This is a genomic window from Pseudoalteromonas sp. S8-8 (genome assembly GCF_000497875.1).
GTDB classification, from domain to species: Bacteria; Pseudomonadota; Gammaproteobacteria; order Enterobacterales; family Alteromonadaceae; genus Pseudoalteromonas; species Pseudoalteromonas arctica.
In genome coordinates this window covers 83650-109157 of sequence record NZ_AUTR01000020.1, presented here as the reverse complement: position 1 = coordinate 109157, position 25508 = coordinate 83650, and the positions used below count along the sequence as shown (strand labels likewise).

General features: G+C 37.4%; 23 protein-coding genes and 1 tRNA gene. 23 read left to right on the top strand and 1 reads right to left on the bottom strand.

Going from position 1 to position 25508, the window contains the following annotated elements; translation table 11 throughout:
- Positions 1–87 precede the first annotated feature (87 nt).
- The 8 genes from iscR (at position 88) to L659_RS0105325 (ending at position 7122) form a co-directional block, all read left to right on the top strand.
- Entirely contained in the window at positions 88–579 is a 492-nt protein-coding gene (gene iscR / locus L659_RS0105360) for a Fe-S cluster assembly transcriptional regulator IscR (RefSeq protein ID WP_007586371.1), read from the top strand.
- A gap of 24 nt (positions 580–603) precedes the next feature.
- Positions 604–1821 (top strand): IscS subfamily cysteine desulfurase, encoded by a 1218-nt coding sequence (locus tag L659_RS0105355; protein ID WP_002958425.1) that lies wholly within the window; start codon positions 604–606, stop codon positions 1819–1821.
- A 41-nt stretch (positions 1822–1862) separates the two neighbouring features.
- Positions 1863–2246 carry a Fe-S cluster assembly scaffold IscU gene (gene iscU / locus L659_RS0105350; protein WP_007377675.1) on the top strand — a complete coding sequence of 128 codons (384 nt, stop codon included), beginning with the start codon at positions 1863–1865 and terminating at the stop codon, positions 2244–2246.
- A gap of 12 nt (positions 2247–2258) precedes the next feature.
- Positions 2259–2582: an iron-sulfur cluster assembly protein IscA gene (gene iscA / locus L659_RS0105345; RefSeq protein ID WP_007377674.1), complete on the top strand. Its 324-nt coding sequence runs from the start codon at positions 2259–2261 to the stop codon at positions 2580–2582.
- Positions 2583–2664: 82 nt separating this feature from the next.
- Positions 2665–3192, top strand: coding sequence for a co-chaperone HscB (gene hscB, locus L659_RS0105340; protein WP_007586374.1), 528 nt, complete (start codon positions 2665–2667; stop codon positions 3190–3192).
- Positions 3193–3233: 41 nt separating this feature from the next.
- Positions 3234–5096 (top strand): Fe-S protein assembly chaperone HscA, encoded by a 1863-nt coding sequence (gene hscA / locus L659_RS0105335; protein ID WP_024589845.1) that lies wholly within the window; start codon positions 3234–3236, stop codon positions 5094–5096.
- An 11-nt stretch (positions 5097–5107) separates the two neighbouring features.
- Positions 5108–5446, top strand: a complete 339-nt coding sequence (fdx, locus tag L659_RS0105330) for an ISC system 2Fe-2S type ferredoxin (protein WP_007586379.1) — start codon at positions 5108–5110, stop codon at positions 5444–5446.
- A 248-nt stretch (positions 5447–5694) separates the two neighbouring features.
- Positions 5695–7122: an NAD-dependent succinate-semialdehyde dehydrogenase gene (locus L659_RS0105325; protein ID WP_024589844.1), complete on the top strand. Its 1428-nt coding sequence runs from the start codon at positions 5695–5697 to the stop codon at positions 7120–7122.
- A 648-nt stretch (positions 7123–7770) separates the two neighbouring features.
- On the opposite strand, the gene L659_RS0105320 is transcribed toward L659_RS0105325, so the two are convergent.
- A tRNA-His gene (locus L659_RS0105320) sits at positions 7771–7846 on the bottom strand.
- 284 nt (positions 7847–8130) lie between these two features.
- Here L659_RS0105320 and L659_RS0105315 point away from each other — a divergent pair.
- From L659_RS0105315 to pseI, 15 genes are all read left to right on the top strand, one after another.
- A complete protein-coding gene (locus tag L659_RS0105315) occupies positions 8131–8949 on the top strand; it encodes a mechanosensitive ion channel family protein (protein WP_024589843.1) in 819 nt (272 codons plus the stop codon).
- 185 nt (positions 8950–9134) lie between these two features.
- On the top strand, positions 9135–9917 hold the full coding sequence (locus tag L659_RS0105310) for a DUF481 domain-containing protein (protein ID WP_007582317.1): 783 nt from the start codon (positions 9135–9137) through the stop codon (positions 9915–9917).
- 122 nt (positions 9918–10039) lie between these two features.
- Positions 10040–12718: an SLBB domain-containing protein gene (locus L659_RS0105305; protein WP_024589842.1), complete on the top strand. Its 2679-nt coding sequence runs from the start codon at positions 10040–10042 to the stop codon at positions 12716–12718.
- 7 nt (positions 12719–12725) lie between these two features.
- Positions 12726–13646: a Wzz/FepE/Etk N-terminal domain-containing protein gene (locus L659_RS0105300; protein WP_024589841.1), complete on the top strand. Its 921-nt coding sequence runs from the start codon at positions 12726–12728 to the stop codon at positions 13644–13646.
- Between the two features lie 74 nt (positions 13647–13720).
- Positions 13721–14929 carry an oligosaccharide flippase family protein gene (locus tag L659_RS0105295; RefSeq protein ID WP_165721195.1) on the top strand — a complete coding sequence of 403 codons (1209 nt, stop codon included), beginning with the start codon at positions 13721–13723 and terminating at the stop codon, positions 14927–14929.
- On the top strand, positions 14930–15802 hold the full coding sequence (locus L659_RS0105290) for a hypothetical protein (protein ID WP_024589839.1): 873 nt from the start codon (positions 14930–14932) through the stop codon (positions 15800–15802). It begins immediately after the preceding gene.
- 61 nt (positions 15803–15863) lie between these two features.
- A complete protein-coding gene (locus L659_RS0105285; protein ID WP_024589838.1) occupies positions 15864–16934 on the top strand; it encodes an EpsG family protein in 1071 nt (356 codons plus the stop codon).
- A 1-nt stretch (position 16935) separates the two neighbouring features.
- Positions 16936–17721 (top strand): glycosyltransferase family A protein, encoded by a 786-nt coding sequence (locus tag L659_RS0105280; RefSeq protein WP_024589837.1) that lies wholly within the window; start codon positions 16936–16938, stop codon positions 17719–17721.
- Entirely contained in the window at positions 17718–18977 is a 1260-nt protein-coding gene (locus L659_RS0105275; RefSeq protein WP_024589836.1) for a protoporphyrinogen/coproporphyrinogen oxidase, read from the top strand. The genes L659_RS0105280 and L659_RS0105275 overlap by 4 nt, the downstream gene beginning before the upstream one ends.
- Positions 18977–19732: a glycosyltransferase family 2 protein gene (locus L659_RS0105270; RefSeq protein WP_024589835.1), complete on the top strand. Its 756-nt coding sequence runs from the start codon at positions 18977–18979 to the stop codon at positions 19730–19732. The genes L659_RS0105275 and L659_RS0105270 overlap by 1 nt, the downstream gene beginning before the upstream one ends.
- Before the next feature lie 77 nt (positions 19733–19809).
- Positions 19810–20823 (top strand): UDP-N-acetylglucosamine 4,6-dehydratase (inverting), encoded by a 1014-nt coding sequence (pseB, locus tag L659_RS0105265; RefSeq protein WP_024589834.1) that lies wholly within the window; start codon positions 19810–19812, stop codon positions 20821–20823.
- A 10-nt stretch (positions 20824–20833) separates the two neighbouring features.
- A complete protein-coding gene (gene pseC, locus L659_RS0105260) occupies positions 20834–21994 on the top strand; it encodes a UDP-4-amino-4,6-dideoxy-N-acetyl-beta-L-altrosamine transaminase (RefSeq protein WP_024589833.1) in 1161 nt (386 codons plus the stop codon).
- 2 nt (positions 21995–21996) lie between these two features.
- Entirely contained in the window at positions 21997–22683 is a 687-nt protein-coding gene (pseF, locus tag L659_RS0105255; RefSeq protein ID WP_024589832.1) for a pseudaminic acid cytidylyltransferase, read from the top strand.
- Complete coding sequence (gene pseG / locus L659_RS0105250) at positions 22677–24200, top strand: UDP-2,4-diacetamido-2,4,6-trideoxy-beta-L-altropyranose hydrolase (RefSeq protein ID WP_024589831.1); 1524 nt, start codon at positions 22677–22679, stop codon at positions 24198–24200. Before pseF ends, pseG begins: the two co-directional genes overlap by 7 nt.
- 7 nt (positions 24201–24207) lie before the next feature.
- The gene (gene pseI, locus L659_RS0105245) at positions 24208–25269 is read left to right on the top strand and encodes a pseudaminic acid synthase (protein WP_024589830.1); all 1062 of its coding nucleotides are present in this window, start codon (positions 24208–24210) and stop codon (positions 25267–25269) included.
- Positions 25270–25508: the final 239 nt, after the last annotated feature.

Below are 25508 nucleotides of genomic sequence, written 5' to 3'. Positions count from 1 at the left end.
TTTCTAAATCAAATTTTTATCAAGTGATAATACTTGACTAATTTACTCTGGTAATTAAAATTTGCACTCTTTTGTGCAGGGGGCGTTATGAAGTTAACATCAAAAGGCAGATATGCCGTTACAGCTATGCTGGATGTTGCACTACACACAGGTGTAGGTCCTGTAGCCCTTGCTGATATTTCACAAAGACAAGAAATTTCTTTGTCTTACCTTGAACAATTATTTGCTCGTTTACGTAAAAATGGCCTAGTAAGTTCTGTTCGTGGACCTGGTGGTGGTTATTTACTAGGGCGTGAAGCGAGCGTTATCTCTGTTGGCGATATTATTAGCGCCGTAGACGAATCGGTCGATGCAACACGTTGCCAAGGTGCCGATACCGGCTGTCAGAGTGGTATGCGTTGTTTAACACATAATTTGTGGTCAGACTTAAGCGCACGCATAGAAGAATTTTTGAATAATATTACCCTTGCTGAATTGGTGGAAAAATCAGATGTGAAAGAAATAGCATCGCGCCAAGATAACAGTATTAATAATGCAATTAAGCAGTTGGAAAACATTCAAGTAAGCTGTCAACTTTAAGGTTGACCTGCAGCGGAGAGAGAAATGAAGTTACCGATTTATTTAGATTACGCAGCGACCACGCCTGTTGACGAACGTGTTGCTAAAGAAATGATGCAATGCCTGACAATGGACGGTAAGTTTGGTAATCCTGCGTCACGCTCACACCGTTTTGGTTGGCAAGCAGAAGAAGCTGTTGACCAAGCACGTACAGATATTGCTGATTTAATTAATGCAGACCCACGTGAAATTGTTTTCACATCGGGTGCAACAGAATCAAATAACCTTGCTATTAAAGGTGCAGCACAGTTTTACAAGAAAAAAGGTAAGCACGTTATTACCGCTAAAACTGAGCATAAAGCTGTAATCGACACATGTCGTGAGCTTGAGCGCCAAGGTTTTGAAGTAACTTACATGGACGTTGAAGAAAACGGCCTACTTGATTTACAAAAACTTGCCGACACAATGCGTGACGACACAGTACTTGTAAGCATCATGCACGTTAATAACGAGCTAGGTGTAATTCAAGATATCGCGACTATTGGCGAAATGTGTCGCGAACGTAAAATTATGTTCCACGTAGATGCCGCGCAAAGCGCGGGTAAAGTATTAATCGACGTGCAACAGCTTAAAGTTGATTTTATGTCGTTCTCTGCACATAAAGTGTATGGCCCTAAAGGTGTTGGCGCACTTTACGTTCGTCGTAAACCACGTGCTCGCCTTGAAGCGCAAATGCACGGTGGCGGACATGAACGCGGTATGCGTTCTGGTACACTAGCTACTCACCAATTAGTGGGTATGGGTACTGCGTTTAAAATTGCTAAGCAAGATTTCGAAAAAGATCACGCACACATCAGCGCCTTACGTAATCGTTTAATCGACGGCATTATGGCTGATATGGACGAAGTATACTTTAACGGCACGCAAGACCAATCAGTACCTGGCATTGTAAATATCAGCTTTAACTTTGTTGAAGGTGAGTCGTTACTTATGGCAGTAAAAGACATTGCAGTATCGTCAGGTTCAGCCTGTACATCTGCAAGCTTAGAGCCTTCTTATGTATTACGTGCACTTGGCCGTAACGACGAATTAGCACATAGCTCAATTCGTTTTAGTATTGGTCGCTTTACTACCGAAGAAGAGATTGATTACACCGTCGAATTAATGAAAAACTCTATCGGTCGCCTACGTGAGATGTCTCCACTTTGGGAGATGCATCAAGAAGGTATTGATTTAGATTCAGTTGAATGGGCTCACCACTAATAGTGTGAGCACATACCCTAGCAGGTAATGAGGATAGAATAATGGCTTATAGTGATAAAGTAATCGACCACGTAGAAAACCCACGTAACGTAGGTACTCTAGATAAGAATGATCCGTCAGTGGCAACGGGTATGGTAGGCGCACCAGCATGTGGTGACGTAATGAAATTGCAAATTAAAGTATCTGCCGAAGGCGTTATTGAAGATGCAAAATTCAAAACCTACGGTTGTGGTAGCGCAATTGCTTCATCTTCACTTGTAACAGAGTGGGTTAAAGGCAAAACGCTAGACGAAGCAGCTACAATTAAAAACACTGATATCAGTGCAGAGCTTGAATTACCACCAGTGAAAATTCACTGTTCAATTTTAGCCGAAGACGCAATTCAAGCAGCAATTGCAGACTACAAAAGCAAACAAGCGAAGTAAGAAGAGAAACTCATGGCAGTGACATTGACAGATGCGGCAGCAAACCGCGTACAATCATTTTTAGCAAACCGCGGTAAAGGTTTAGGCCTGCGCGTTGGCATTAAAACGACGGGCTGTTCAGGTCTTGCTTATGTACTTGAGTTTGTTGACGATTTAAACGAAGACGATGAAACTTTTGCGGCTAAAGGTGTAACATTAATTGTTGACGCTAAAAGCTTAGTTTACATCGATGGCACAGAGCTCGACTACACTAAAGAAGGCTTAAATGAAGGGTTTAAATTTAGAAACCCTAATCAAGCAGATGAGTGTGGTTGTGGCGAAAGCTTTACCGTTTAAGCTTAAAATATCTTTGTAGTATAAATAAGCCCTGCCAGTTAATGTAGGGCTTTGTTATTTCTGAATATTATTGGTTGAAGTTATGCGTTACTTTGAATTATTTGCAGTCCCCGTTGATTACAATATTGATTTAGCAACGGTTAACAAGCACTACTTGGAATTACAGCGTACTGTACATCCAGATCGCCACGCTAATGCGAGCAGCCGCGATAAGTTAATGGCAGTGCAAAGCGCCGCCGAAATTAACGATGCGCTACAAACATTAAAGCACCCAGTAAAACGTGCTGAATATATGTTGAGCGAGCTAGGCGTTGATATTCGTGCAGAGCAGCAAACCTTGCAAGATCCAATGTTTTTAATGCAGCAAATGGAACTTCGCGAAGAGCTTGAAGAGCTAACATCGTCGCGCGATCCTGATACTGCGATTGCAAATTTTGAAAAACAAATTAAGCAACTAAACACGCAGTACAGTGCACAACTTGCCGAGCAACTCGCAAGTAACGATGAGCAGCAATATCAACTTGCCGCAGATAATATTCGTAAACTGAAGTTTGTTTATAAGTTACGTGACGAACTAGAGCGTATTGAAGACAGTTTATTTGACGATTAATTACTTGCTGCAAAGCGAGCAACACGAGTTTAAAGAGCATTATGGCATTATTGCAAATTGCTGAGCCGGGGCAGAGCGCGGCACCACACGAACATAAACTAGCTATTGGTATTGATCTTGGTACAACTAACTCATTAGTTGCAACAGTACAAAGTGGCGAAGCCCGCACGTTAACTGATGATCTTGGCGCGGCTATGTTACCGTCGGTTGTTCGTTATCAAGCAGGCGGTATTACTGTTGGCGCAGAAGCTGCACAAGCAGCAACGCAAGACCCTGCTAATACACTTATTTCGGTTAAGCGTTTTTTAGGTAAAACTCAGGCTGAAATAGAGCAAAGTTATGGGCAACTACCGTATGAGTTTTGTGAGCACAATGGTGCGCTAGCAATAGAAACTGCGGCAGGTAAAATCAGTCCAATTAAAGCATCAAGCCATATTTTAGCTGCATTAAAAGCACGAGCTGAGCAAAGTTTTGGCAACCAAGAAATTTTAGGGGCTGTAATCACAGTACCAGCGTACTTTGATGACGCACAGCGCCAAAGTACTAAAGATGCCGCAGAACTTGCTGGTATTAACGTACTACGTTTATTAAATGAGCCAACAGCAGCAGCTGTTGCTTATGGTTTAGATTCTGGCCAAGAAGGTATTATTGCTGTTTATGATTTAGGCGGTGGTACATTTGATATATCAGTACTTAGATTACACCAAGGTGTGTTTGAAGTAATGGCAACCGGTGGCGACTCAAGTCTCGGTGGTGATGACTTTGACTCACTACTTGTTGATTACTTTAAGCAGCAAACTGGTGTGTCAGCGTTGTCACCTTCAGTTTTACGTTTATTCATCAATAAAGCAAAAGCCTGTAAAGAAGCATTAAGCCAATACGCTAAAGTAAACGTGGGTCTTGAGTTTGACGATCAAAAATACACAGTAGAAGTAACACGCGAAACGTTTGACGAAATGGCTATGCCACTCGTTAAAAAAACGCTGCGTTCGTGTCGTCGTGCTGTAAAAGATGCTGGCATAGAAAACGACGAAGTACTGCAAGTTATTATGGTAGGCGGCTCAACTCGTATGCCACTGGTACGTAGCCAAGTAGAAAGCTTTTTTGATAAAGAGCCGCTAACTTCAATCGACCCTGATCGTGTTGTAGCCCTAGGTGCTGCGCTTCAAGCCGACGTGTTAATTGGCAATAAGCCAGATTCTGACATGCTATTGCTTGATGTATTACCGTTATCGCTAGGTCTTGAAACTATGGGTGGTTTGGTTGAAAAAATCATTCCGCGCAATACGACGATTCCGGTAGCACGCGCGCAAGAATTTACGACGTTTAAAGACGGCCAAACAGCTATGTCATTACATGTGCTGCAAGGCGAGCGTGAGCTTGTTGATGATTGTCGTTCGCTTGCTAAGTTTAGCTTAAAAGGTATTCCACCAATGGCGGCAGGCGCTGCGCATATTCGTGTAACCTTTAAAGTTGATGCTGATGGCCTATTAAGTGTTTCAGCTATGGAAAAATCAACAGGCGTACAAGCTGAAATTCAAGTTAAGCCTTCGTTTGGTTTATCTGATGACCAAGTAGCTAACATGCTAAAAGAGTCAATGAGCAACGCTAAAGGCGATATGCAAGCACGTATGCTTAAAGAGCAACAAGTAGAAGCTCTGCGTGTAATAGAAGCGCTTAATGCATCACTTGCAGCCGATGCTGCATTACTTGACGATATGCAACTTGCTAACTTACGCGCTGAAATTGCAGAACTGGTAAAAGTGCGCGAAAATGCACAAGAGCCTAGCGAAATTAAAGCAGCTATCGAAAAAGTCGATAATGCGAGTAGCGACTTTGCATCGCGTAGAATGGATGCATCAATTAAAAAGGCCCTTACAGGGCAGTCAGTAGACAACATTTAAGAGAGATTAGAATGCCACAAATTGTTTTTCTTCCACATCCTGAATTATGTCCTGACGGCGCTGCAATTGAAGCTCCTACAGGCCAAACGGTACTCGACGCTGCACTTAAAAATGGCATTAGTATTGCACATGCCTGCGAAAAGTCGTGTGCATGTACTACGTGTCATTTAGTGATTCGTGAAGGATTTGATTCACTACAAGAGAGTGATGAGCTAGAAGATGACATGCTAGATAAAGCATGGGGTTTAGAGCCTGAGTCACGCCTTGGTTGTCAAGCAATTATAAGAGATGAAGACTTAGTGGTTGAAATACCTAAGTACAATCTCAATATCGTTAATGAAGAGCACTAGTTTTTAACGATGTATATATTAAAAGCCGCTGTTTGATACAGCGGCTTTTTTGTTTCAAAAAAGCATTTATAAACACATAGCAGCGACTTTATGTCGCGTTTTTAAATCTCAAACGTTTTAAGTTAAATTTTTCTAATCTCAAACTTGAACATCAAAATGATCACGTATTTTTCAGATTATATAAACGCGGGGTAAACCCGCTGCTACGAGTTCAACCCAATCCCTAAAATCTATTTCGGAGGTGTATTTTGAGTAATCTTATTTTTTCTGACTCATTTATTAACGGCGAGTTTTATAAAACAGACACGCACTTTAGCGTTAACGATCCCGCGACCGAAAAAAGTATTGTTGATGTAAGCGATATTGACGAGCAGGGTGTAAATAGCGCAATAACCGCAGCTCAAGGGGCTTTTGTTAAGTTAAAAGCGACGAATGCCACCGAGCGAAGCGAAACGTTGATGCGCTGGTATGAGCTAGTTATAAAACACAAACAAACACTTGCAGAGTTAATGACCAAAGAGCAAGGCAAGCCGCTTAAAGAATCGCTTGGCGAAATTAACTACGGTGCAGGTTTTATCAAATGGTTTGCAGAAGAAGCCAAACGTAGTTACGGCGATGTAATTCCGCCAACAGATAACTCACATCGCCTAACTAGTTTTAAGCAGCCTGTAGGTGTTGTAGCTGGTATTACGCCGTGGAACTTTCCTGTTGCTATGGTTACTCGTAAAGTAGCTCCAGCTTACGCTGCGGGCTGTAGCTTTATACTTAAACCTTCTGAACATACGCCACTATGTGCTATCGCACTTGCTTATTTGGCCGATCAAGCTGGTTTTGTTAAAGGTGCATTTAATGTACTGGTTTCACAAGATGCCAAAACAGTAGGTAAAATGCTGACTGACTCAGAAATCGTGCGTAAGTTTACATTTACCGGCTCTACCGGTGTAGGTAAGCAGTTGCTATCACAATGTGCAGACACAATTAAACGCACCTCGATGGAGCTTGGCGGTAATGCGCCTTTTATTATTTTTGATAATGCCGACTTAGATGAAGCTGTTGAAGGGCTAATGGCGGCTAAATTTAGAAATAGTGGGCAGGCATGTGTTGCTGCAAACCGTATTTTTATACAACGTAATATTCTCGACAAAGTACTGTCAAAAATCACGCCAAAGGTTGCAGCGCTAAAAGTGGTAAATGGTTTTGAAGACGATGTTGATATTGGCCCACTCATTTACCCTAAAGCCAAAGAGAAAGTACAACAGTTAGTACAAGACGCACTCGATAAAGGTGCGACGTTGATTGGCGATAATAGTGACTTAGGTGGCAGCTTTCAAAACCCATTAATAGTAAACAACGTAACGACAGAGATGGATATTTACCACGAAGAAGTATTTGGTCCAGTATTAACGGTTATTCCTTTTGATGAAGAAAGCGAAGTGCTTGCCCTGGCTAACGATGTACCATTTGGTCTAGCAGCCTACTTTTACAGCCAAAATATTAAGCAAATTTACCGAATTAGTGAAGGGCTTGAATTTGGTATGGTCGGCGTAAATGAAGGTGTTATATCAAACCCAGTAGTGCCTTTCGGTGGCGTTAAACAATCTGGTTTGGGCCGAGAAGGTGGGCATCAAGGGCTGGATGAGTACCTAGAAGAAAAATACGTGTGTATTAAAATATAACCGCAGTTAAGTATACGAGCGCGAATTTACTTCGCGCTTTTTTATGACGTTAATATGGCAGATATATGAACTTTACCTTTTACTATTGCTACCCAAAGCGCTAAATGCTACCTTTGGAAACATATTTTTTGTTAATAAAACAACATAAAAAACAAATAAAAAGTAAAAGGATTTCTATAAGTAGAAATAACCCCGTGTGTAAATGCCACCTTATTTAAGGTGGCATTTTTTATAATTCATTATAAATTATATGCAAGGGCTTACCTCGCGAAAATAAAACTCTAAACCAACGCAAAAGCGCGGCATAAAGCTCCGCCTACGAATAAAACTGGTGCTCATGATAAACCCTTTTATACCTCAATATATCTATTTTCTTCTTGAGGTCCTCAAATTGAGGGGGGGGGCTTAAAATGGATTGTAACTACATACTTTTTATTCTGGAGGATCTTGGTTTATAATTTAAAAATGCACAATAAAATTAAGCCCCGCAGTTTTATTCATTTTAATTGTTATGAACATAGAATATAGGGTAGCTAAATAATTGTTGTAAATAAGAGATATAATAATATTTGGATTAAAATGGAATATTGATAGGTGTATTAAGTATTTTTGAAATATGTTGAAATGAAATATTACTAGGAGAAAAAGTGGGGCGATTGACGGGGCTTGAACCCGCGACAACCGGAATCACAATCCGGGGCTCTACCAACTGAGCTACAACCGCCACTACACACACCTCGTTTGGTGTGGCGCGCATAATACATAAAATAATAATTGTTGTGAAGCCTAAAAGTGAAATAAATTAAAATAATTTAAATCACGCAAATATAATTAGCATTTGGTCGTTAATATTTTTCCAAAGTAGGCTACATTTTATCGCATAATTGCCTCTGAAAAATCGAATATAGTTGCATTTAATAGTATTAATTCATTATTCTATGAGAATAAATTGTAAATTAATGTATAATAATGCCCGAAAACGCTTAATAAAAAACATTTGGAGTAAATATGGATTCAGTACTTAATTGGCTTAACGAAAACTCAGGCCTAATATTACACTACGGTATTCAAGCGGTTGTTGCGCTTGTTATCTTTTTACTTGGTAGTCGTATTGCCAAGTTTTGTTCTAACTTAACTGAAAAAGGTTTTGCTAAAAAGAAAGTAGATAAAGCTGTAGGGTCGTTTGTTTCAAGCATTGTGTACACACTTGTATTTGCTGTTACTATTTTAATGGCACTTTCGCAAATTGGTATTGAAACAACTTCGTTCATTGCTATTTTAGGTGCTGCAGGCTTAGCTGTTGGCTTAGCATTACAAGGTTCATTATCTAACTTCGCATCAGGCGTACTTATTATTTTACTTCGCCCATTCAAGTCTGGTGACTTTGTTGAAGCAGGTAATAAAATGGGTACTGTTAAGAAAATCGAAATATTCTCAACTGAACTACGCACTCCAGATAATAAAGTAATCATCGTACCAAACTCTCAAATAATGTCAGGCGCTATTACTAACTTCTCGCGTGAGTCTACTCGCCGTATCGATTTAGTTATTGGTGTTAGTTACGATGCTGATTTACGTCAAGCAAAAGAAGTATTAAAATCTGTATTAGATGCAGAAACACGCATACTTAAAGATCCAGCTTATACCGTAGCTGTAAATGAGCTAGGTGATTCTAGCGTAAACTTTGTTGTTCGCCCTTGGGTTAACGCTGCTGATTACTGGCCTACTTACTGGTCATTAATGGAAAATATTAAAATTGCATTAGATGATGCAAATATTGCAATCCCATTTCCACAAATGGATGTTCATTTACACAAGCAAGACTAATTTTAAATAGTTATTTAATTAAAGTTTTCTTTAATTGTTGTAGTGATAAAACGGCTATTAGACATAAAATTTCATGCAGTATTTGCTGCATGAAATTTTTTACATTATTACTTAGCTGTTTTGCTTGCTCTAACAAGTAACGCTTTAATAAAATAGATATACATTTATACAAAGGTTATTTTTTAATGAAATTAAAGCTTTTATCAGTTTTAGTTGCAGCATCTGCTGCAACAAATGCATTCGCTGCAGACGCAGATCAAAAAACGTGGGAAGTTACCAGTGAACTTGGTGCTATTATCACAAGTGGTAATACAGAAACGACCACACTCAAAGGTGGTATTAAAGTACAGCACAACCTTGAGCACTGGAACAACGAATACAAACTAGACGGCATCTATAAAGAAGATGAAGTTGAAGATGCTAATGGCGACAAAAATAAGCAGCGCACTAATGAAAAGTACTCGATTTCAGCGCAAGGTAATTATAAATTAAATGAAGATCATTCTCATTTATTCATTTATGGTTCACACGTTTCAGATTATTTTGGAGCATATAGAAGTGAGTCAGTAATTTCTGCAGGTTACGGTCTACGTTTATTAAACGAAAAAACAATGTGGTTAAGTGCCGAAGTTGGTCCTGGTTATAAATATTTTGAATACCCAGATGACAGCACTGAAATAGATGATAACGGTAACTCTCTTGCTGGCGAGTTTGAAGGCGAAGTAATTGCCTTAGGTAAATTAGATTACAACTGGCAAATTTCTGAGAGTGCACGTTTTACTCAATTAGTTGCTGTAGAGTATGGTGATACAAACACTAAAACTCGTTCAGAAACTGCATTGCTTGCAAAAATAAACGGCTCATTACAAATGAAAGTCGCTTTTAATGTCACTAACAACTCAGATGTTGCTGACGACAAAGAAAGCACTGACACAGAAACATCATTTACTCTGGTTTACAGTTTTTAACCAATGTAACTAAGTTAATGACACTAAAGTGACAAAAGGGACGAAAGTCCCTTTTTTATTTGCTCAAAATTAATGTATTATAGCCACCAATTTTGGTTGTAGACCTAGGGATATACCTACTCGTGAAAGTTTTTACACAATTTATTAGTGCTTTTATTCTACTTTGTAGTTTTAGTACTTTGGCTTTTACGCCAACAGCATCTCAAATTGAGCAATTTAAAAAGCTGCCAAAAGCTCAACAAGAAGCTCTCGCAAAACAGTATGGTGTTGATATATCAACGATCACCGGTACAAACCAATCTAATAATCAAAATAATACAGAGCAACAAAATAGTATTGGTGAGCGCGCAGAGCCAGAGAAAGAGCAGCTTACAGATGAAGAACGCTTTAAACCAAAAACAGACGATCTAAAGCCATATGGTTACGAATTGTTTGCCGGTGAACCCACTACATTTATGCCAAGTGAAAATGCCGCGGTACCCGATACGTACATTGTAGGCCCTGGCGATCAGTTAAAAATTAACTTTTACGGAAAAGAAAGCGAAAGTTTTGAAGTCATAGTTGATCGTGAAGGACGTATTAGTATTCCTGATCTAAGCCCTGTAGAAGTTGCAGGTTTAACCTTTGCTGAAATTAAAGAACTAATAAAAGTAAAAGTAGAGCAAGAAGTTATTGGCGTAAAAGCTTTTGTATCGCTTGGTCAACTTCGTAGCATGCGTATTTTAGTGCTAGGAGAAGCGTATAAGCCGGGTAGCTACAGTGTTTCTTCATTAACAACTGTTTCGCACGCATTATTTGTAAGTGGTGGTGTGTCTGACATTGCCTCTCTTCGTAATATTCAAGTTAAACGCGCAGGCAAGGTCGTTGCAAATTTTGACCTTTACGACTTACTTATTAATGGCGATAGCAGTAACGATATCGCATTAAAGCCGGGCGATGCTGTATTTATTCCATCAGTTGGCGCTCAAGTAAGAGTTGAAGGTGCGGTTAAACGCCCAGCTATCTTTGAACTTAAAAAAGGTGAATCTGCTAAGCAGTTATTAGCAATGGCCGGAGGCCTTAAACCAAATGCATATGCCAAAAGCGCAATTGTAGAGCGCTTTAACTTCGATCGTAAAGAAGTACTCTCGGTAGATTTTTCAAAATCGCAAATTAACTATATTCCACAAGATGGCGACCGTATTCGCTTTAATTCAGTTAGCTCGCAATATCAAAATTCAGTTAGCTTAATTGGTGCAGTAGCGCGCCCAGGTAATTATCAGTGGCACCAAGGCAAGCGCATTTCAGATGTACTTAAATCAGTACGTGGTGACTTACTACCGCAAGCCGATTTAAGCTACGGACTCGTAATCCGCGAAATAAATATAAACGGCGATATAGAAGCACACCAATTCGACGTTGCTCAAGCGATTATTAAAAACCCTGAGAATAACTTACAACTTCAAGCTAATGACAAGATAGTTGTATTTAGCCGTTTTGAAGAAAAAGAATTAGAGCAATCAACTCTAGCAAATATGGCCCTTAGTCAAGAGCAGCAAGAGCAGCAACAAAAAGCAGAGCAATGGCATAAGTTTGAACAAAAAGAGTTCGAAAAATACATTGGCGTTAATCAAGAAGACGAAGAACTTGTTCTTGAAGACAATAAAATACTCACTATTGCTGAAATTTCTAAGCGCAAAGCAAAAGAAGAAGAAGACCAAGAACTCAAACCTGAAGATTACGCGTTATTTAGCCGCCATAATTTATTAGCTCCAATTATTGCTAAATTTAAGCAGCAAGCATCAGTGCAACAAGCAATGCAACTTGTGGAGATCAGTGGAAACGTTACTTTCCCTGGTATTTATCCATTAATGATTGGCGGTGAAGCAAAAGACTTAATAATAGCTGCGGGTGGCTTGTTAGAGTCAGCCTACGTGAAGCAAGCTGAAATTACACGTATTGTAGCCAGTGATGGTTCTAAAATAGAACACCTACGGTTTGATCTTGAAAGCGCCATGAAGGGCGATCTTCAAAGTAATATTACATTACAAAGTAAAGACAGCATCAACGTTTTTGCAATTCCAAATTGGCAAGAAAATGTAAAAGTAGAGTTAAAAGGCGAGCTTAGATTCCCGGGCACTTATACAATACGCCGTGGTGAAACGCTTACTGAACTACTTGAACGCGCGGGTGGCTTTTCAAAATTTGCAGAGCAAAAAGCAGCTGTATTTACGCGTACATCGATAAAAGAGCAAGAGCAAAAGCAACTAGCGCGTTTATCTACAGAGCTTCGTCGTGATATAGCTTCAAAAAGCTTTCAGAACTCGGTAAGCAGTAGTACGCTTTCATATGAAGAGATGAACAAGCTGTTAAACGACCTCGCGAGTGTTGAAGCCGTAGGCCGTTTAGTAATTGATTTACCTTTAATCGTAAATAATCAACAAAATTTAGTATTACAAGATGGCGATACACTATATGTACCAAGCAAGCGCGATTCAATTAGTGTAATTGGTGAAGTTAACTACTCAACATCGCATCTTTATAAAACAGGTGTAAGTGTTGATGATTATATAGCGCTAAGTGGCGGGCTCAAAGAGCGTGCCGCTGAAGATCGAATTTACATTATTAAAGCTAATGGTTCAGTGAAAATACCAAATACAGGTGGCTGGTTTGCAGCAAATAATGCTGACCAGTTAGAACCAGGGGACACAATAGTAATCCCAATGGATGCAGGGCATATGGATAAGCTAACGCTTTGGAGTACAGCAACGCAGATTCTTTATCAGCTAGGTGTAGCTGTAGCAGCAATTGGAAGTCTTTAGGTGAAAAATGAATAATCAAGATTATATAGAAGTGGATTTCCGAACTTTAATTTCTATATTATGGAAAGGGCGTATATTAATTGTAGGTATTACAGCTTTATTTTCTGTAATAGCCGTTTTATTCTCACTGTCTTTGCCAAATATTTATCGTTCTGAGGCATTGATCAGTGTCGTTGAACAGGGACAGGACTCACCTTTAAGTGGATTATCCTCCACATTTGGAGGACTGGCTTCCATCGCCGGAATAAATTTACAAGCTGGAAGTGGTAGTAAACGTGATATAGCAATCGAAACACTGAAAAGTAGGACGTTTATTAGTGATTTTATCAATATTAATGAGCTAAAGCCCTTACTAATAGGTGTTGAGGGCTGGAATGCTGAGAAAAACGAACTTATTTATGATTCTGAAGTTTATGATATAGAAAATAACATCTGGGTGCGTGAGGTCAGTTACCCTAAAACAAAAACACCTAGCGACTTAGAAGCATACCGCTACTTAATAAAGGAAAACTTGTCTATTTCGGAAGATGAAGACACTGGTTTTATTCGTGTATCTATAAAACATTATTCACCATATATAGCTAAAAGAATCTTAGATAGCCTTATTAACTCTATAAACAATAAATTACGAATGATCGATATTGAAGAAGCCAATAAAAGTGTAGTTTTTTTACAAAGTAAACTTAAAGAAACTAAGAATGTAGATATAAGAAAAATCATGTTCGATATGATTGAAGGGCAAGTGCAAAATCAAATGCTTGCAGAGGTAAGGGATGAGTATGTGTTTAAAACTATCGATCCTGCAATTGTTGATGAAGTTAAGTTTTCACCTAAAAGAGCCATTTTAAGTATTATGGGTGCAATTTTAGGTTTTTTTATAGCTGTATTCAGTCTTTTAGTGTTTTTTATATATAAACGACAAAAGTAACTAGTGTTAAACCTTGAATATTACTTTTTCTTTTCTATATGTCGCTTTTTAGCATTTAATCAGAGATCAAAAATTTGTCAAAAATAATCTTAAAAGAGTCATATTTATACCTTTTAGGAGAAGTAATAAGTAAAGGTATACCTGTTTTTTTACTTCCTTATATGGCTAAAAAAATGGGAGTAAATGAGTTAGCTAATTTTTCTTTGTATCAGTCAATTATCGCAATAGCCTCTGTAGTTATACTATTGTCAATGGATGGTGCAATTGCCCGCTATTATCACAGGTATGGTTTCAGGTCGATCAGTATACTCAGACGTATTGCTGTAACTATAAGTGCAGCACTATGTTTAGTAATTATTACAATCTCCTTGTTATTAGGTGAAAACCACATAGCAATATCGGCTTTAGCATCATTTTGCTATGTGTTACTTATGCTTAACTTCTCTATAGCTCAAGCTTCTAGGCAAGTACATAAATACTTTTTAGCACAAGTGATTAGTGGTGTGACTTTGCTATTTAGTATTATTATTTTATTCGAGTTTACGCAAGCAACATCACAGACCAGAGTTTATGCCGGGGCACTTTCTTGGTTTATTCCTTCTCTCTGGCTATTTTTTACGTTAAAAACGTATACGAATAGAATCAATAAGAAAATAAATAAAAAGCATATTTTATATTTATTTTCTTTTGGTTTACCTCTCTTACTACATGCTCTATCAGGTGTGATTAGAGGACATGTCGAAAGGTTTATCATCAATGACTCTTTTTCCAAAAGTGCTCTTGCGGAATACTTTTTAGCAATTCAAATTGCAAGTATTTTTTACCTGCTTTTACTGGCACTAAATAGAGCTTTAGTACCTCATTTTTATGCGAAAATGAAAAATAGGGCCCTTAACACAATAGAGGTAAAGCAACTTGTTTTAAAGTCATTCCTAATTGTGCCTTTGTTTCCTATTTTTGTTTACTTAATTCCAGACTCATTATTTGTTTATATTTTTGGTGATGAGTATACAAACCTAGGTCAGTGGGTTGCTGTTCTAGTGTTAGGATACTCTTTAATGATCCCATACTTCATTCTGGTAAACCTTTTGTTTTATCAAGCAAGAAATAAGTTAATCTCATCGGTTAGCATTTTTGTCGCTTTGATACATATAGGGATATCTTGCATATTCTCATTATATTCAATGGACTTGTTGGTTTACTCATTGTTTTTTTCATCAATATTACAAATATGCATAATGTATTTTTGTACATTTAAAAATATAAGTAAGGTCAAACAATAAATGGAACTTTATATTGCCTCAAAACCCATGCAAATCACGGTTTCTAGTATAATTGCCGGTTCTAAAAAAGAAGGTAGTTGTTTAATAATTATTGATATGTTTCATGATGCAGAAGCTGTTTTTAATAATATTAAATCTGCAGGTGATTGGAAAAAAGTACTGTTTGTAAAAAATCGATTCATGTCATTTGTTAAAGGAAGTCGTTTAAAACCGACAAAAACTTATATCGATGGTGACATAGGTACTAGGTTAGCCTTATACCTCGCTTACTTCAAACTTATATCCAGAACAAAGCAGATTTATGTTTACGAAGAAGGAATTGGTACATATAGAAATGACATATATGTACCTAGCTATAAAACTAAAATTTTTGATGTGTTAGGTATAAGTACTGTATTTGGAGGAAGTTGGTTCTGTAATGGGGTTTATGTATTTGAACCAAAAGAGTATGCAGAGCGAATTAAAATAAAAAAGAAAAACTTTTCTATCTTAAAAATCACTAAAAGTATGAAGAGTTACTGCGAAGAAAACGTAGCTTATTTAAATAAAATTTATAACTTTGATCCAGCAAGTGTCGGTGAGGGGAATAAGTGTTTTATATATATAAGTGACTGGAGTTTTGATAGTCGTTTCATCGATATTGCAGATAGAGTTTATGATAAAAAGTTAGTTAAATTACACCCGAATATCAAAAATAGCTTAGGGCTTGAAGGGGCACTCGGTTTTGAGGTTGTTGAGAATAAAGTGCCTGCAGAGATTTTAATAAATGCACTTTCAAAGAGTTACTCACAAGTTCAAGTTTTACATCATGGTTCGAGTGTCGCGCACTATATGAAGTACGATAATGTGTCTTATTTAAAAGTTTCCAAGTGAGTTATTTTTGAGCAATGTTGATGTGTGAACCTTTTAACAATCTATCATTTAAGGCGTTTAAGTGAATTATTATACAATCGCTAATTATGGGTTGCTACTCATTGCGCTACTGCTCATTTTACTTATTGCTTACAGTGATATTTTGGGAAAAGTTAGTTTTAAAAGCTCAAGTGCGTTGTTATCTATTTTATTTTTATTAGTGCTTTTGATTTCCCGTGATAAAGGCTGGGATTTAGAGTTATATGAAAATATTTTTAATAATGTTAATGATATTGGAATTGGTGGGTGGATAGAGCCAGGTTTTCAGTTTTTAATATTAGCGGTTAAATCAATCAATGGGAACTTTCTCTTATTTAATACTATTTACTCATTGATTATATGTTGTTTTTTATATTCTATTGTAAATAGAGACTTAAGATATGCATCAATAGCAGTATTAATGTTTTTCTTTCTTTATTATTTTAGAGGACCATATGGGCAAATAAGGCAAGCATTAGCAATGCTGATCTTCTTATACTCGCTGAGATTTATTGTTGATAGAAAGATGCTATACATTTTTCTTAACTTTATAGCATTAATGTTTCATAGCGTTGCTATATTTAGTTTTGTTTTTTTAATTTTGGCCAGTTTCTTTAATTTAACAAAGAAGAGATATTTAATATTAATTTCTTTATTTTCAATTTTTTATCTTGCGGGGGTCTTTAGTAACCTCCTAACATACTTAATCGGATTAGATCCAAACCCAGTTTTAATGAAAGTACAATTTTATATTGAAAATGCTAATGTTCAGGGTGGCTGGTTAACGCCTGAATTTCTTAAGATATGGGTTATCTCTATATTAGTTTTGTTGATTGTCCCCGAGTTTGATAAACTTAACACATACCGCAAAATCTTAATTTTGAGCTTTCTTACTGGTTCATGTTTATACATGCTTTTAAGTTTTGATTTAAGGCTTGCATCACGTTCAAGTCGGCTTTTCCTGATTTCTGAATTTTTAATCATTGCTATGTTATTTGAGTATGTGAAAAATAGAGGAAAGCTATTCTTATTTATACTTCTTTATGGTTCTTTCTTTTTAATTTGGGAGTTCTATATTATGTCAAAAGCAGAGGTTATTTACTCGTGGAGTTAAAATGAATATTCAAATTTTAATGGCAACTATGGCTAAATCGTGTATCGGTGATATCGATTGGAAAAATAAATGCATAGTTTCACCGTTATTATTAATCAACCAATCAGATTTCGAAGGTACCGAAACTTTAGATGATATTACTATGATATCAAAAAAAGAAAGAGGCTCCTCAAAAAGTAGAAATCTCGCTATTGAGAATGCAAGCGGTGATATCTGCATCATTGCTGATGACGATGTTAGTTATTTAGAAAACTATGAGAGCATAGTCAAAGATGCTTATATTAAGTATCCAGACGCTGACATTATAACTTTTCAGATACAAACAACAGAAGGTAAGCCTTTTAAACCAAATTACTCTAACGAAGAGTATTATCACACTAAGATGAGCATTCTAAAATGCGCATCTATTGAGATTACGTTTAAAAGAGAATCGATTATTAAAAGTGGTTTGAAACTGGATCTAGAATTTGGCTTAGGTAGTAAATATCGTGTTCATGATGAGATTATTTTTTTGAAAGATGCACTAGATAATGGCCTTAAGTGTGTTTATATCCCATTACCTATAGTTATTCATCCACCAGAAAGTTCTGGTACAGATTATAATGAGCAATTGTTGTTTTCAAAAGGTGCTGCATTTTACCGTCTGTTTGGCATTTCAGGACTTTTATATGATTTAGCTTTCTCAATCAAGAAATATTCAGAGTACAAAAATGTATTTAGTTTTATACAGTGTTTGAGGCTTATGGTTAAAGGTACATTGAGTTATTCTAAGGAACAAAGTAAATGACTAAAGTGAAATATTTAATTTTGGGTGGCGGTGTTTCAGGGCTAGCCTTCGCTAACTTTGTAAATTCAGAGGATTACCTAATTATAGAGAAAGAGCCTGAGTTAGGTGGTTATTGTCGAACTATTTACCAAGATGGTTTTGTTTGGGATTATGCAGGTCATTTTTTTCACTTTGCAACTGATCAACTAAAAAACTTTTTTAAAAACAAGATTGATGATGGTAAACTTGTTGAAAGAACTAAAGTCACAAAAATTTTCTTTGATGATGAGCTTATAGACTTTCCTTTTCAGTCTAATATACATCAGCTTAAAAAAGATAAATTTCAAGAATGTTTGTATGATCTTTATTTCCGTTCAGACAAAGAAAGCTATAATTCTTTTTTAGATATGCTTTATTCGAAATTTGGTAAGGCTATAACTGACTACTTTTTGAAACCTTATAATGAAAAGCTATATGCTTGTGATTTGAATACACTAGATGTTAATGCCATGGGGCGATTTTTCCCTTATGCTAACTTAGATCAGGTTATCAAATCTTTCAAAAAGCAGTCAGTTGAAAGCTACAACTCAAGTTTTCTTTATCCAAAAGAAGGGGCAAGGATTTTTGTTGATGCTTTAGCTGAGTCAGTCCCAACAACGAAAATTTCACTAAACGAAACTGTACAAAAAATTTGCTATGAAGAAAAGCTCGTTGTTACAAATAAAAGAACAATAGCATTTGATTATTTGATAAATAGTTCGCCTTTGAAAATGTTTTCTAAGCAATTAGATGTAGATAGAGTAAACCTGCTAGCTGATGATTTTAGCTATAACAAAGTACTAGTATTTAACTTAGGTTTTGATAAAAAATCACCTAACCAGGATACGCATTGGTTATATTTCCCAGATAAAAATATCAACTTCTACAGAGTTGGCTTTTACGATAATATTTTGGGTAGTGATAAGCTAAGTATGTATGTAGAGGTTGGTTACTCACCCGAAGATGACGTTGATATAGAGACACAACTACAATTAACGATAGATAATTTGAAGGCTGTGGGTATTATTGATGACCACAAATTGATTTCTCATTGTTCCATTGTGATGGATCCTGCGTACGTACATGTTAGTGACAAATCGAATTCTTCAAAACAAGAAATATTAGAAATTTTGTCTCAAAAAAATATTCATTCCATAGGTCGTTATGGAGACTGGAAATACTGTTCTATCGAGGACTCAATGCTTGACGCAATAAACCTAGCAAGTGAAATTAGCTAATGTTTAAAGAGCACCTAGTTAGTATTATAATGCCAGCTTATAACTGCGAGGCTTTTATCAAAGAAAGTATCGAATCTGTGATGGCTCAAACATATACACACTGGGAACTAATCATTGTTAATGATTGCTCAACAGACAACACTCTAGCAGTGGTCACTGAGTTTTCAGATCCTAGAGTTACTTTAATAAATAATGAAGTAAACTTAGGTGTAGCAAATAGCCGAAATGTTGCGATAGAGAAAGCCGAAGGGCGTTTTATTGCCTTCTTAGATAGTGACGACCTTTGGTATAGTACTAAGTTAGAAAAACAAGTAATAGCTCTATGTAAAGCGGGTGAAAATACTGTCTGTTCCCACTCTTCATATGAAAGAATTGATGAATTTGGCAGTGTATTAACTCGAGTTAGTATAAAAAATAGCGTTAATTTTAAAACTCTTTTAAAGAGTAACTTTATTGGTAATTTAACAGGTATAATTGATCGCTCTAAAGTTGTATTACCTAAACAAAAAGAGGTAAAACACGAAGACTATGTAATGTGGCTCGAGATTTTATCTAGTGGGCAGGATTTTTACTCGTTAGGAGTACCTGAAGTCTTGGCAAAATACAGAGTTAGAGCTGGTTCCATATCGGCTAATAAGCTTAAATCACTGACTTGGCATTGGCATATACTTCGTTACCATATGAGGTTGAATATATTTCAAAGCTCATTATTTATATTAAATTATTTATATTTTGCTAGCAGAAAGCGAGCATGATCTATCGTAAAATTATTTTTTTAGGTGAAATTACGCTTTAGTAATAGCTCTTAAAATAGTCTCATATTGGAAAAGTTATGTTAAACAATAAAACAGTTTTAATCACGGGTGGCACTGGGTCATTTGGTAAGAAGTTTATAGAAACTATTTTAGCGCGTTACCCAGATGTAAAAAAAATAATCATCTATTCGCGCGATGAATTAAAGCAGTCTGTAATAAAACAAAAGTACCCAGCATACGATTACCCGCAATTACGTTTTTTTATTGGTGATGTTCGCGATAAAGAGCGTTTAACGCAAGCGTGTGAAGGTGTTGATGTCATTATTCACGCAGCAGCAATTAAGCAGGTTGATACCGCTGAATACAATCCAACAGAATGTATTCGTACAAACATAGATGGTGCTGAAAATGTTATTCATGCCGCATTAGCGTGTGGTGTAAAAGATGTTGTAGCGCTATCGACAGATAAAGCATGTGCACCAATTAATTTATACGGTGCCACTAAACTTGCATCAGACAAATTATTTGCTGCTGCTAATAACATTCGCGGCTCGAAAGACATTAAATTCAGCGTTGTTCGTTATGGTAATGTAATGGGTTCTCGTGGCTCTGTTATTCCTTTCTTTTTAGAAAAACGAAAAGAAGGTATTTTACCAATCACACACAATGAAATGACTCGTTTTAATATATCGCTTCAAGACGGCGTTAATCTAGTTATGTTTGCCTTGGGTAATCATCTTGGTGGTGAGATATTCATCCCTAAAATCCCATCATACAAAATTTTAGACATCGCAGAAGCCGTAGCACCTGAATGCGAAACGCGTGATGTAGGTATTCGCCCAGGTGAAAAACTACATGAAGAAATGATTACAGATACTGACTCGTTAAATACGATTGATTTGGGTCCTTACTACGCAATTTTACCCTCTGTATCGTATACATATACCGAAGAAGAATACCTTGCTCACCATAAAGCTGAAAAAGTACCATTTGGTTTTAAATACAACTCAGGAACAAACACTGAGTGGGAAACAATTGAAGGCTTGCGTGAGCTTATTGTTGAACATGTTGACCCATCGTTTGAAGTATAGAGATAGCTAAATGATACCGTATGGAAAGCAAGATATAACTCAAGCAGATATTGATGCTGTGGTTAATGTATTAAAGTCGGACTTTTTGACGCAAGGGCCACAAGTCCCTGCGTTTGAACGTGCACTGATGGATTCAAGCGGCGCCAATCATGCCTTGGCTGTTAATAGTGCAACGTCAGCTTTGCATATTGCTTGTTTAGCGCTTGAATTAGGGGCCGGTGATATATTATGGACAACACCTGTCACTTTTGTAGCCTCAGCTAATTGTGGTTTGTATTGTGGCGCATCAGTAGATTTTGTTGATATAGATCCCGCAACTTATAATCTTTGTCCTGTAGCATTAAAAGAAAAGCTTATCCGTGCTAAAAAAGAAGGTGTTTTGCCTAAAGTTGTAGTTGCAGTGCATTTATGTGGTCAGCCATGTGACATGAAAGCAATCCATGCGTTATCTATAGAATATGGCTTTAAAGTCATTGAAGATGCTTCACATGCAATAGGTGGACGTTATTTAGAACTACCAATTGGCTCATGTGAATACAGTGATATTACCGTGTTTAGCTTTCACCCTGTTAAAATTGTTACCACTGCAGAAGGTGGTGCGGCATTAACTAATAGCAAAGCACTTGCAGACAAAATGGCACTTTACCGAAGCCATGGAATAACACGTGACGAAGCATTAATGGAAAATGCATCGCATGGTGGTTGGTACTATGAGCAAGTGGATTTAGGTTTTAACTACCGCATGACGGAGCTGCAAGCTGCACTCGGTGTTTCGCAAATGAGCCGCTTAAGTGAGTTCGTTTCCGCACGTCATGAATTGGCAGTGCGTTATTACGATAAGCTGGCCAGTTTACCGATTGTACTGCCTTACCAGTTGCCTAACACTTATTCTGGCTTACATTTATATGTTATTCGTCTAAACCTAAATGAAATTAGCAAAACGCATAAAGAAGTGTTTGACGAGCTAAGAGAAAACGGTATTGGTGTTAACCTGCATTATATTCCAGTGCACCTACAGCCTTATTACCAAAAAATGGGCTTTAAACAAGGTGACTTTCCAAATGCAGAGAGTTATTACAGCAATGCTATTTCATTGCCGATGTTTCATGGTATGACCCATGAGCAGCAAGACGAAGTTATCAGTAAGCTAACACTAATATTAGAAGCCTAATCATGAATATAGCAATTATTCCTGCTCGTGGTGGAAGTAAGCGTATACCTCGCAAAAATATCAAAGAGTTTCACGGTAAGCCAATGATTGCTTATTCGATTGAAGCGGCTTTAGACAGCAAGTGTTTTGATAAAGTAATTGTCTCTACAGATGATACTGAAATAGCTGATATTGCAATACAATATGGGGCAGAAGTGCCATTTATGCGCCCTGCTAATATTGCGGATGATTATGCAACTACGCTTGATGTAATAAAGCATGCTGTCGAGTATACCGAGTTACAGGAATGGGGTGTTGAAAATGTATGTTGTATATATGCAACCGCTCCTTTTTTAATACCTGAGTTTATCCAGCGCGGATTTATAGAGCTGACATCGAGTAATATAGATTACGCCTTCAGTGCAACAAGTTTTCCTTTTCCAATTCAAAGAGCTTTAAAGCTTAATGATGCACAATGTGTTGAAATGTTTCAGCCAGAACATTTAAATACTCGTTCGCAAGATCTCGAAGAAGCATACCATGATGCCGGGCAGTTTTATTGGGGCACTGCGAAGGCATTTATAGCAAAAAAAGCTATTTTTGGGACAAGGTCGAAGGCTGTTTTGTTACCACGTAAACGAGTACAAGACATAGATACACCTGAAGATTGGGAATTGGCAGAAGCTTTGTTCCGAGCGATTGAATGCTAAAGGTCGTAATTAGGGCTGATGCATCTTCTTACATAGGCAGCGGCCATATCATGCGTTGCTTAGTATTGGCTGATAGGCTAAAACTAGATGGTCACGACGTTTTATTTGCCACCCGCCCGCAAAACGGTGATTTAGTCACATTTATAAAGCAGCGTGGTTTCTCTATTTATGAATTACAGCAACCTGCAGATTGGCTAGTACCAACCTCGACTGCGGATTATGCCGCGTGGTTGCAAGTCACTGAGTGTGATGATGCCCAAGAATGCGCTACTGCATTCGATAGTCCTGATTTAGTTATTACAGACCACTATGGTATTGGTGCACAGTGGCATAAGGTAGTAAAAAAAGCGTATAACTGTAAAATCATTGCAATTGACGACTTAGTAAGAGAGCACGCTGCAGACTTGATTATAGATCAAACATTGCTTAGAGAGCCAAGCGAGTATCGTTTATTAAACTCTAAGGCCACCGTCTTAACGGGCACGCAATATGCAATTATAAATACTCACTTTTCGCATCGACATTCATCACAATTGATAGCTTTAAATACATTAGCGAATACACCGCGTTTATTATTATCTATGGGGGGTATAGATGCCCCCAATGCAACATTGCATGTACTTGATGTTTTAAAGAAAAGCGTTAATCCGCCAATAACGACTGTATTGCTTAGCCCTAAAGCACCTCACTATAAAAGTGTTACAGAGTTTGCTATAAAGCATAGCGCGTGGTTGACTCACATCGATTTTGTAGATGATATGGCTACTCTCATGAGTGAGCACGATATTGCCATTGGCGCGCCAGGTTCAACGTCATGGGAGCGTGCTTGTGTCGGGTTACCGAGTATTGTTATTCCGCTCGCAGATAACCAGCAGACTATTTGTAGAAATTTAGAAGCAGTTGGTGCTGCAATTAGCGTTGAGTTAGAGGCGATTAGTAAAAACTTAATGAAGGCGTATGAGCAGTTAATTACAGACTATTCAAAAATGCGAACAATAAACCTGCAGTTATGTGATGGGCAAGGTGTTAAGCGATTAATGAAGCATATTACTCAATTATTTAGCGGTTCACTAACCCTAAGATTAGCGACACAGCTTGATGTTGAACAGGTGTATGCTTGGCAATGTAAACCCGAAACACGTCGTTATGCACTTAATAAAGACGTTCCGAGTTTGGCTGAGCATCGGGCTTGGATGACTAAAAAGCTAGCAAGTAAAAATGACTACTTTTATGTCATTGAGCTAACCAATAGCACAGATGAAAAAACGACTCCTGTAGGTGTAGTCAGGTTAGATATGACAGCCGTAGATACGTATACCATTTCCATCTTTATAGCACCAGAGCACTTTGGTAAAGGGGTTGCGAAACTAGCTTTAAAACAAGTAGATATATTACATCCTACAAAAATTATACATGCTGTTGTACTAAAAGAAAATGCAGCATCACAAGCTTTGTTTAGCCGAGCTGGCTACCAACGAATTAATGAAGAGCAATTTACTCGACAACCTGTGGAGTGAGGGATTTATGAATAAATTTATTACTATCGATAACAGAAAAATTGGCCCTGGCTATACGCCGTATATCATTGCTGAAATGTCAGCGAATCATAACGGTGATATCGAAAATGCCTACAAAATAATGGAAATGGCAAAAGAGTGTGGTGCAGATGCAATGAAGCTGCAAACTTATCGCCCTGATACCATAACAATGAAAAGCGATAACCCTGAATTCTTAATTAAAGGTGGGTTGTGGGATGGTAAAACACTGTATGACTTATATGAAGAAGCGCACATGCCGTGGGAATGGCATAAACCTTTATTTGAAAAAGCCAAAGAGTTAGGTATCACTATTTTTAGCTCGCCGTTTGACTTTACTGCCGTTGATTTACTCGAAGAGCTTGGTGCTCCTGCGTACAAAATAGCGTCATTTGAAGCCATCGATTTACCATTAATCGAGTATGTTGCGAAGACTGGTAAGCCAATGATTATCTCAACGGGTATGGCGAACGAAGAAGAAATACGTGAAGCAGTAGAAACAGCAAAAAATGCAGGGTGTAAAGAGCTTGTTGTACTGCATTGTGTAAGTGGTTACCCAGCGCCATCAGGCGATTATAATTTGGCGACTGTTGCAGATATGGCCACACGTTTTGATGTATTAACGGGTCTATCAGACCATACTATTGATAATACGACGGCTATTACATCAGTGGCGTTAGGCGCATGCTTAATAGAAAAGCATGTAACGCTTAATAGAGATGGTGGTGGACCGGATGATAGTTTCTCACTAGAAAAGCCAGAGTTATTACAGTTATGTAGAGACTCTAAAATAGCATGGGAAGCGGTTGGTAAAGTAAATTACGAGCGCAAAGAGAGTGAGAAAGGAAATGCAATATTTAGGCGCTCACTGTATGTGGTAAAAGATGTTGCTGAAGGCGAGTTATTTACACATGAAAATGTAAAAAGTATTAGACCTGGTTATGGTTTAGCTCCCAAGTACTTACATGAGGTACTTGGAAGCGTAGCCACGCAAAGTATTAAAGCTGGAACAGCTTTAAAAAAATTGTATGTAGAAAATAGAAAAAAATAATCTAACATACTTTCTTATGCAATTATTTAAGCTATTTCATGCTAATGGTTATCAAATGATGAAAGGTTTTACACAGAATTTATAATTCTGGTTACAAATAATTGCAAAGTTTTTTATAGCTAGATTGCTCATCTGACTCTACTTCAAGTATAATACTCAGAGAATCAAGCCGTTAATGCTAAATTCTACAAGGATGGTGCATGTCAATGTATATTATTTTTATCAACCAAAAGATTTCA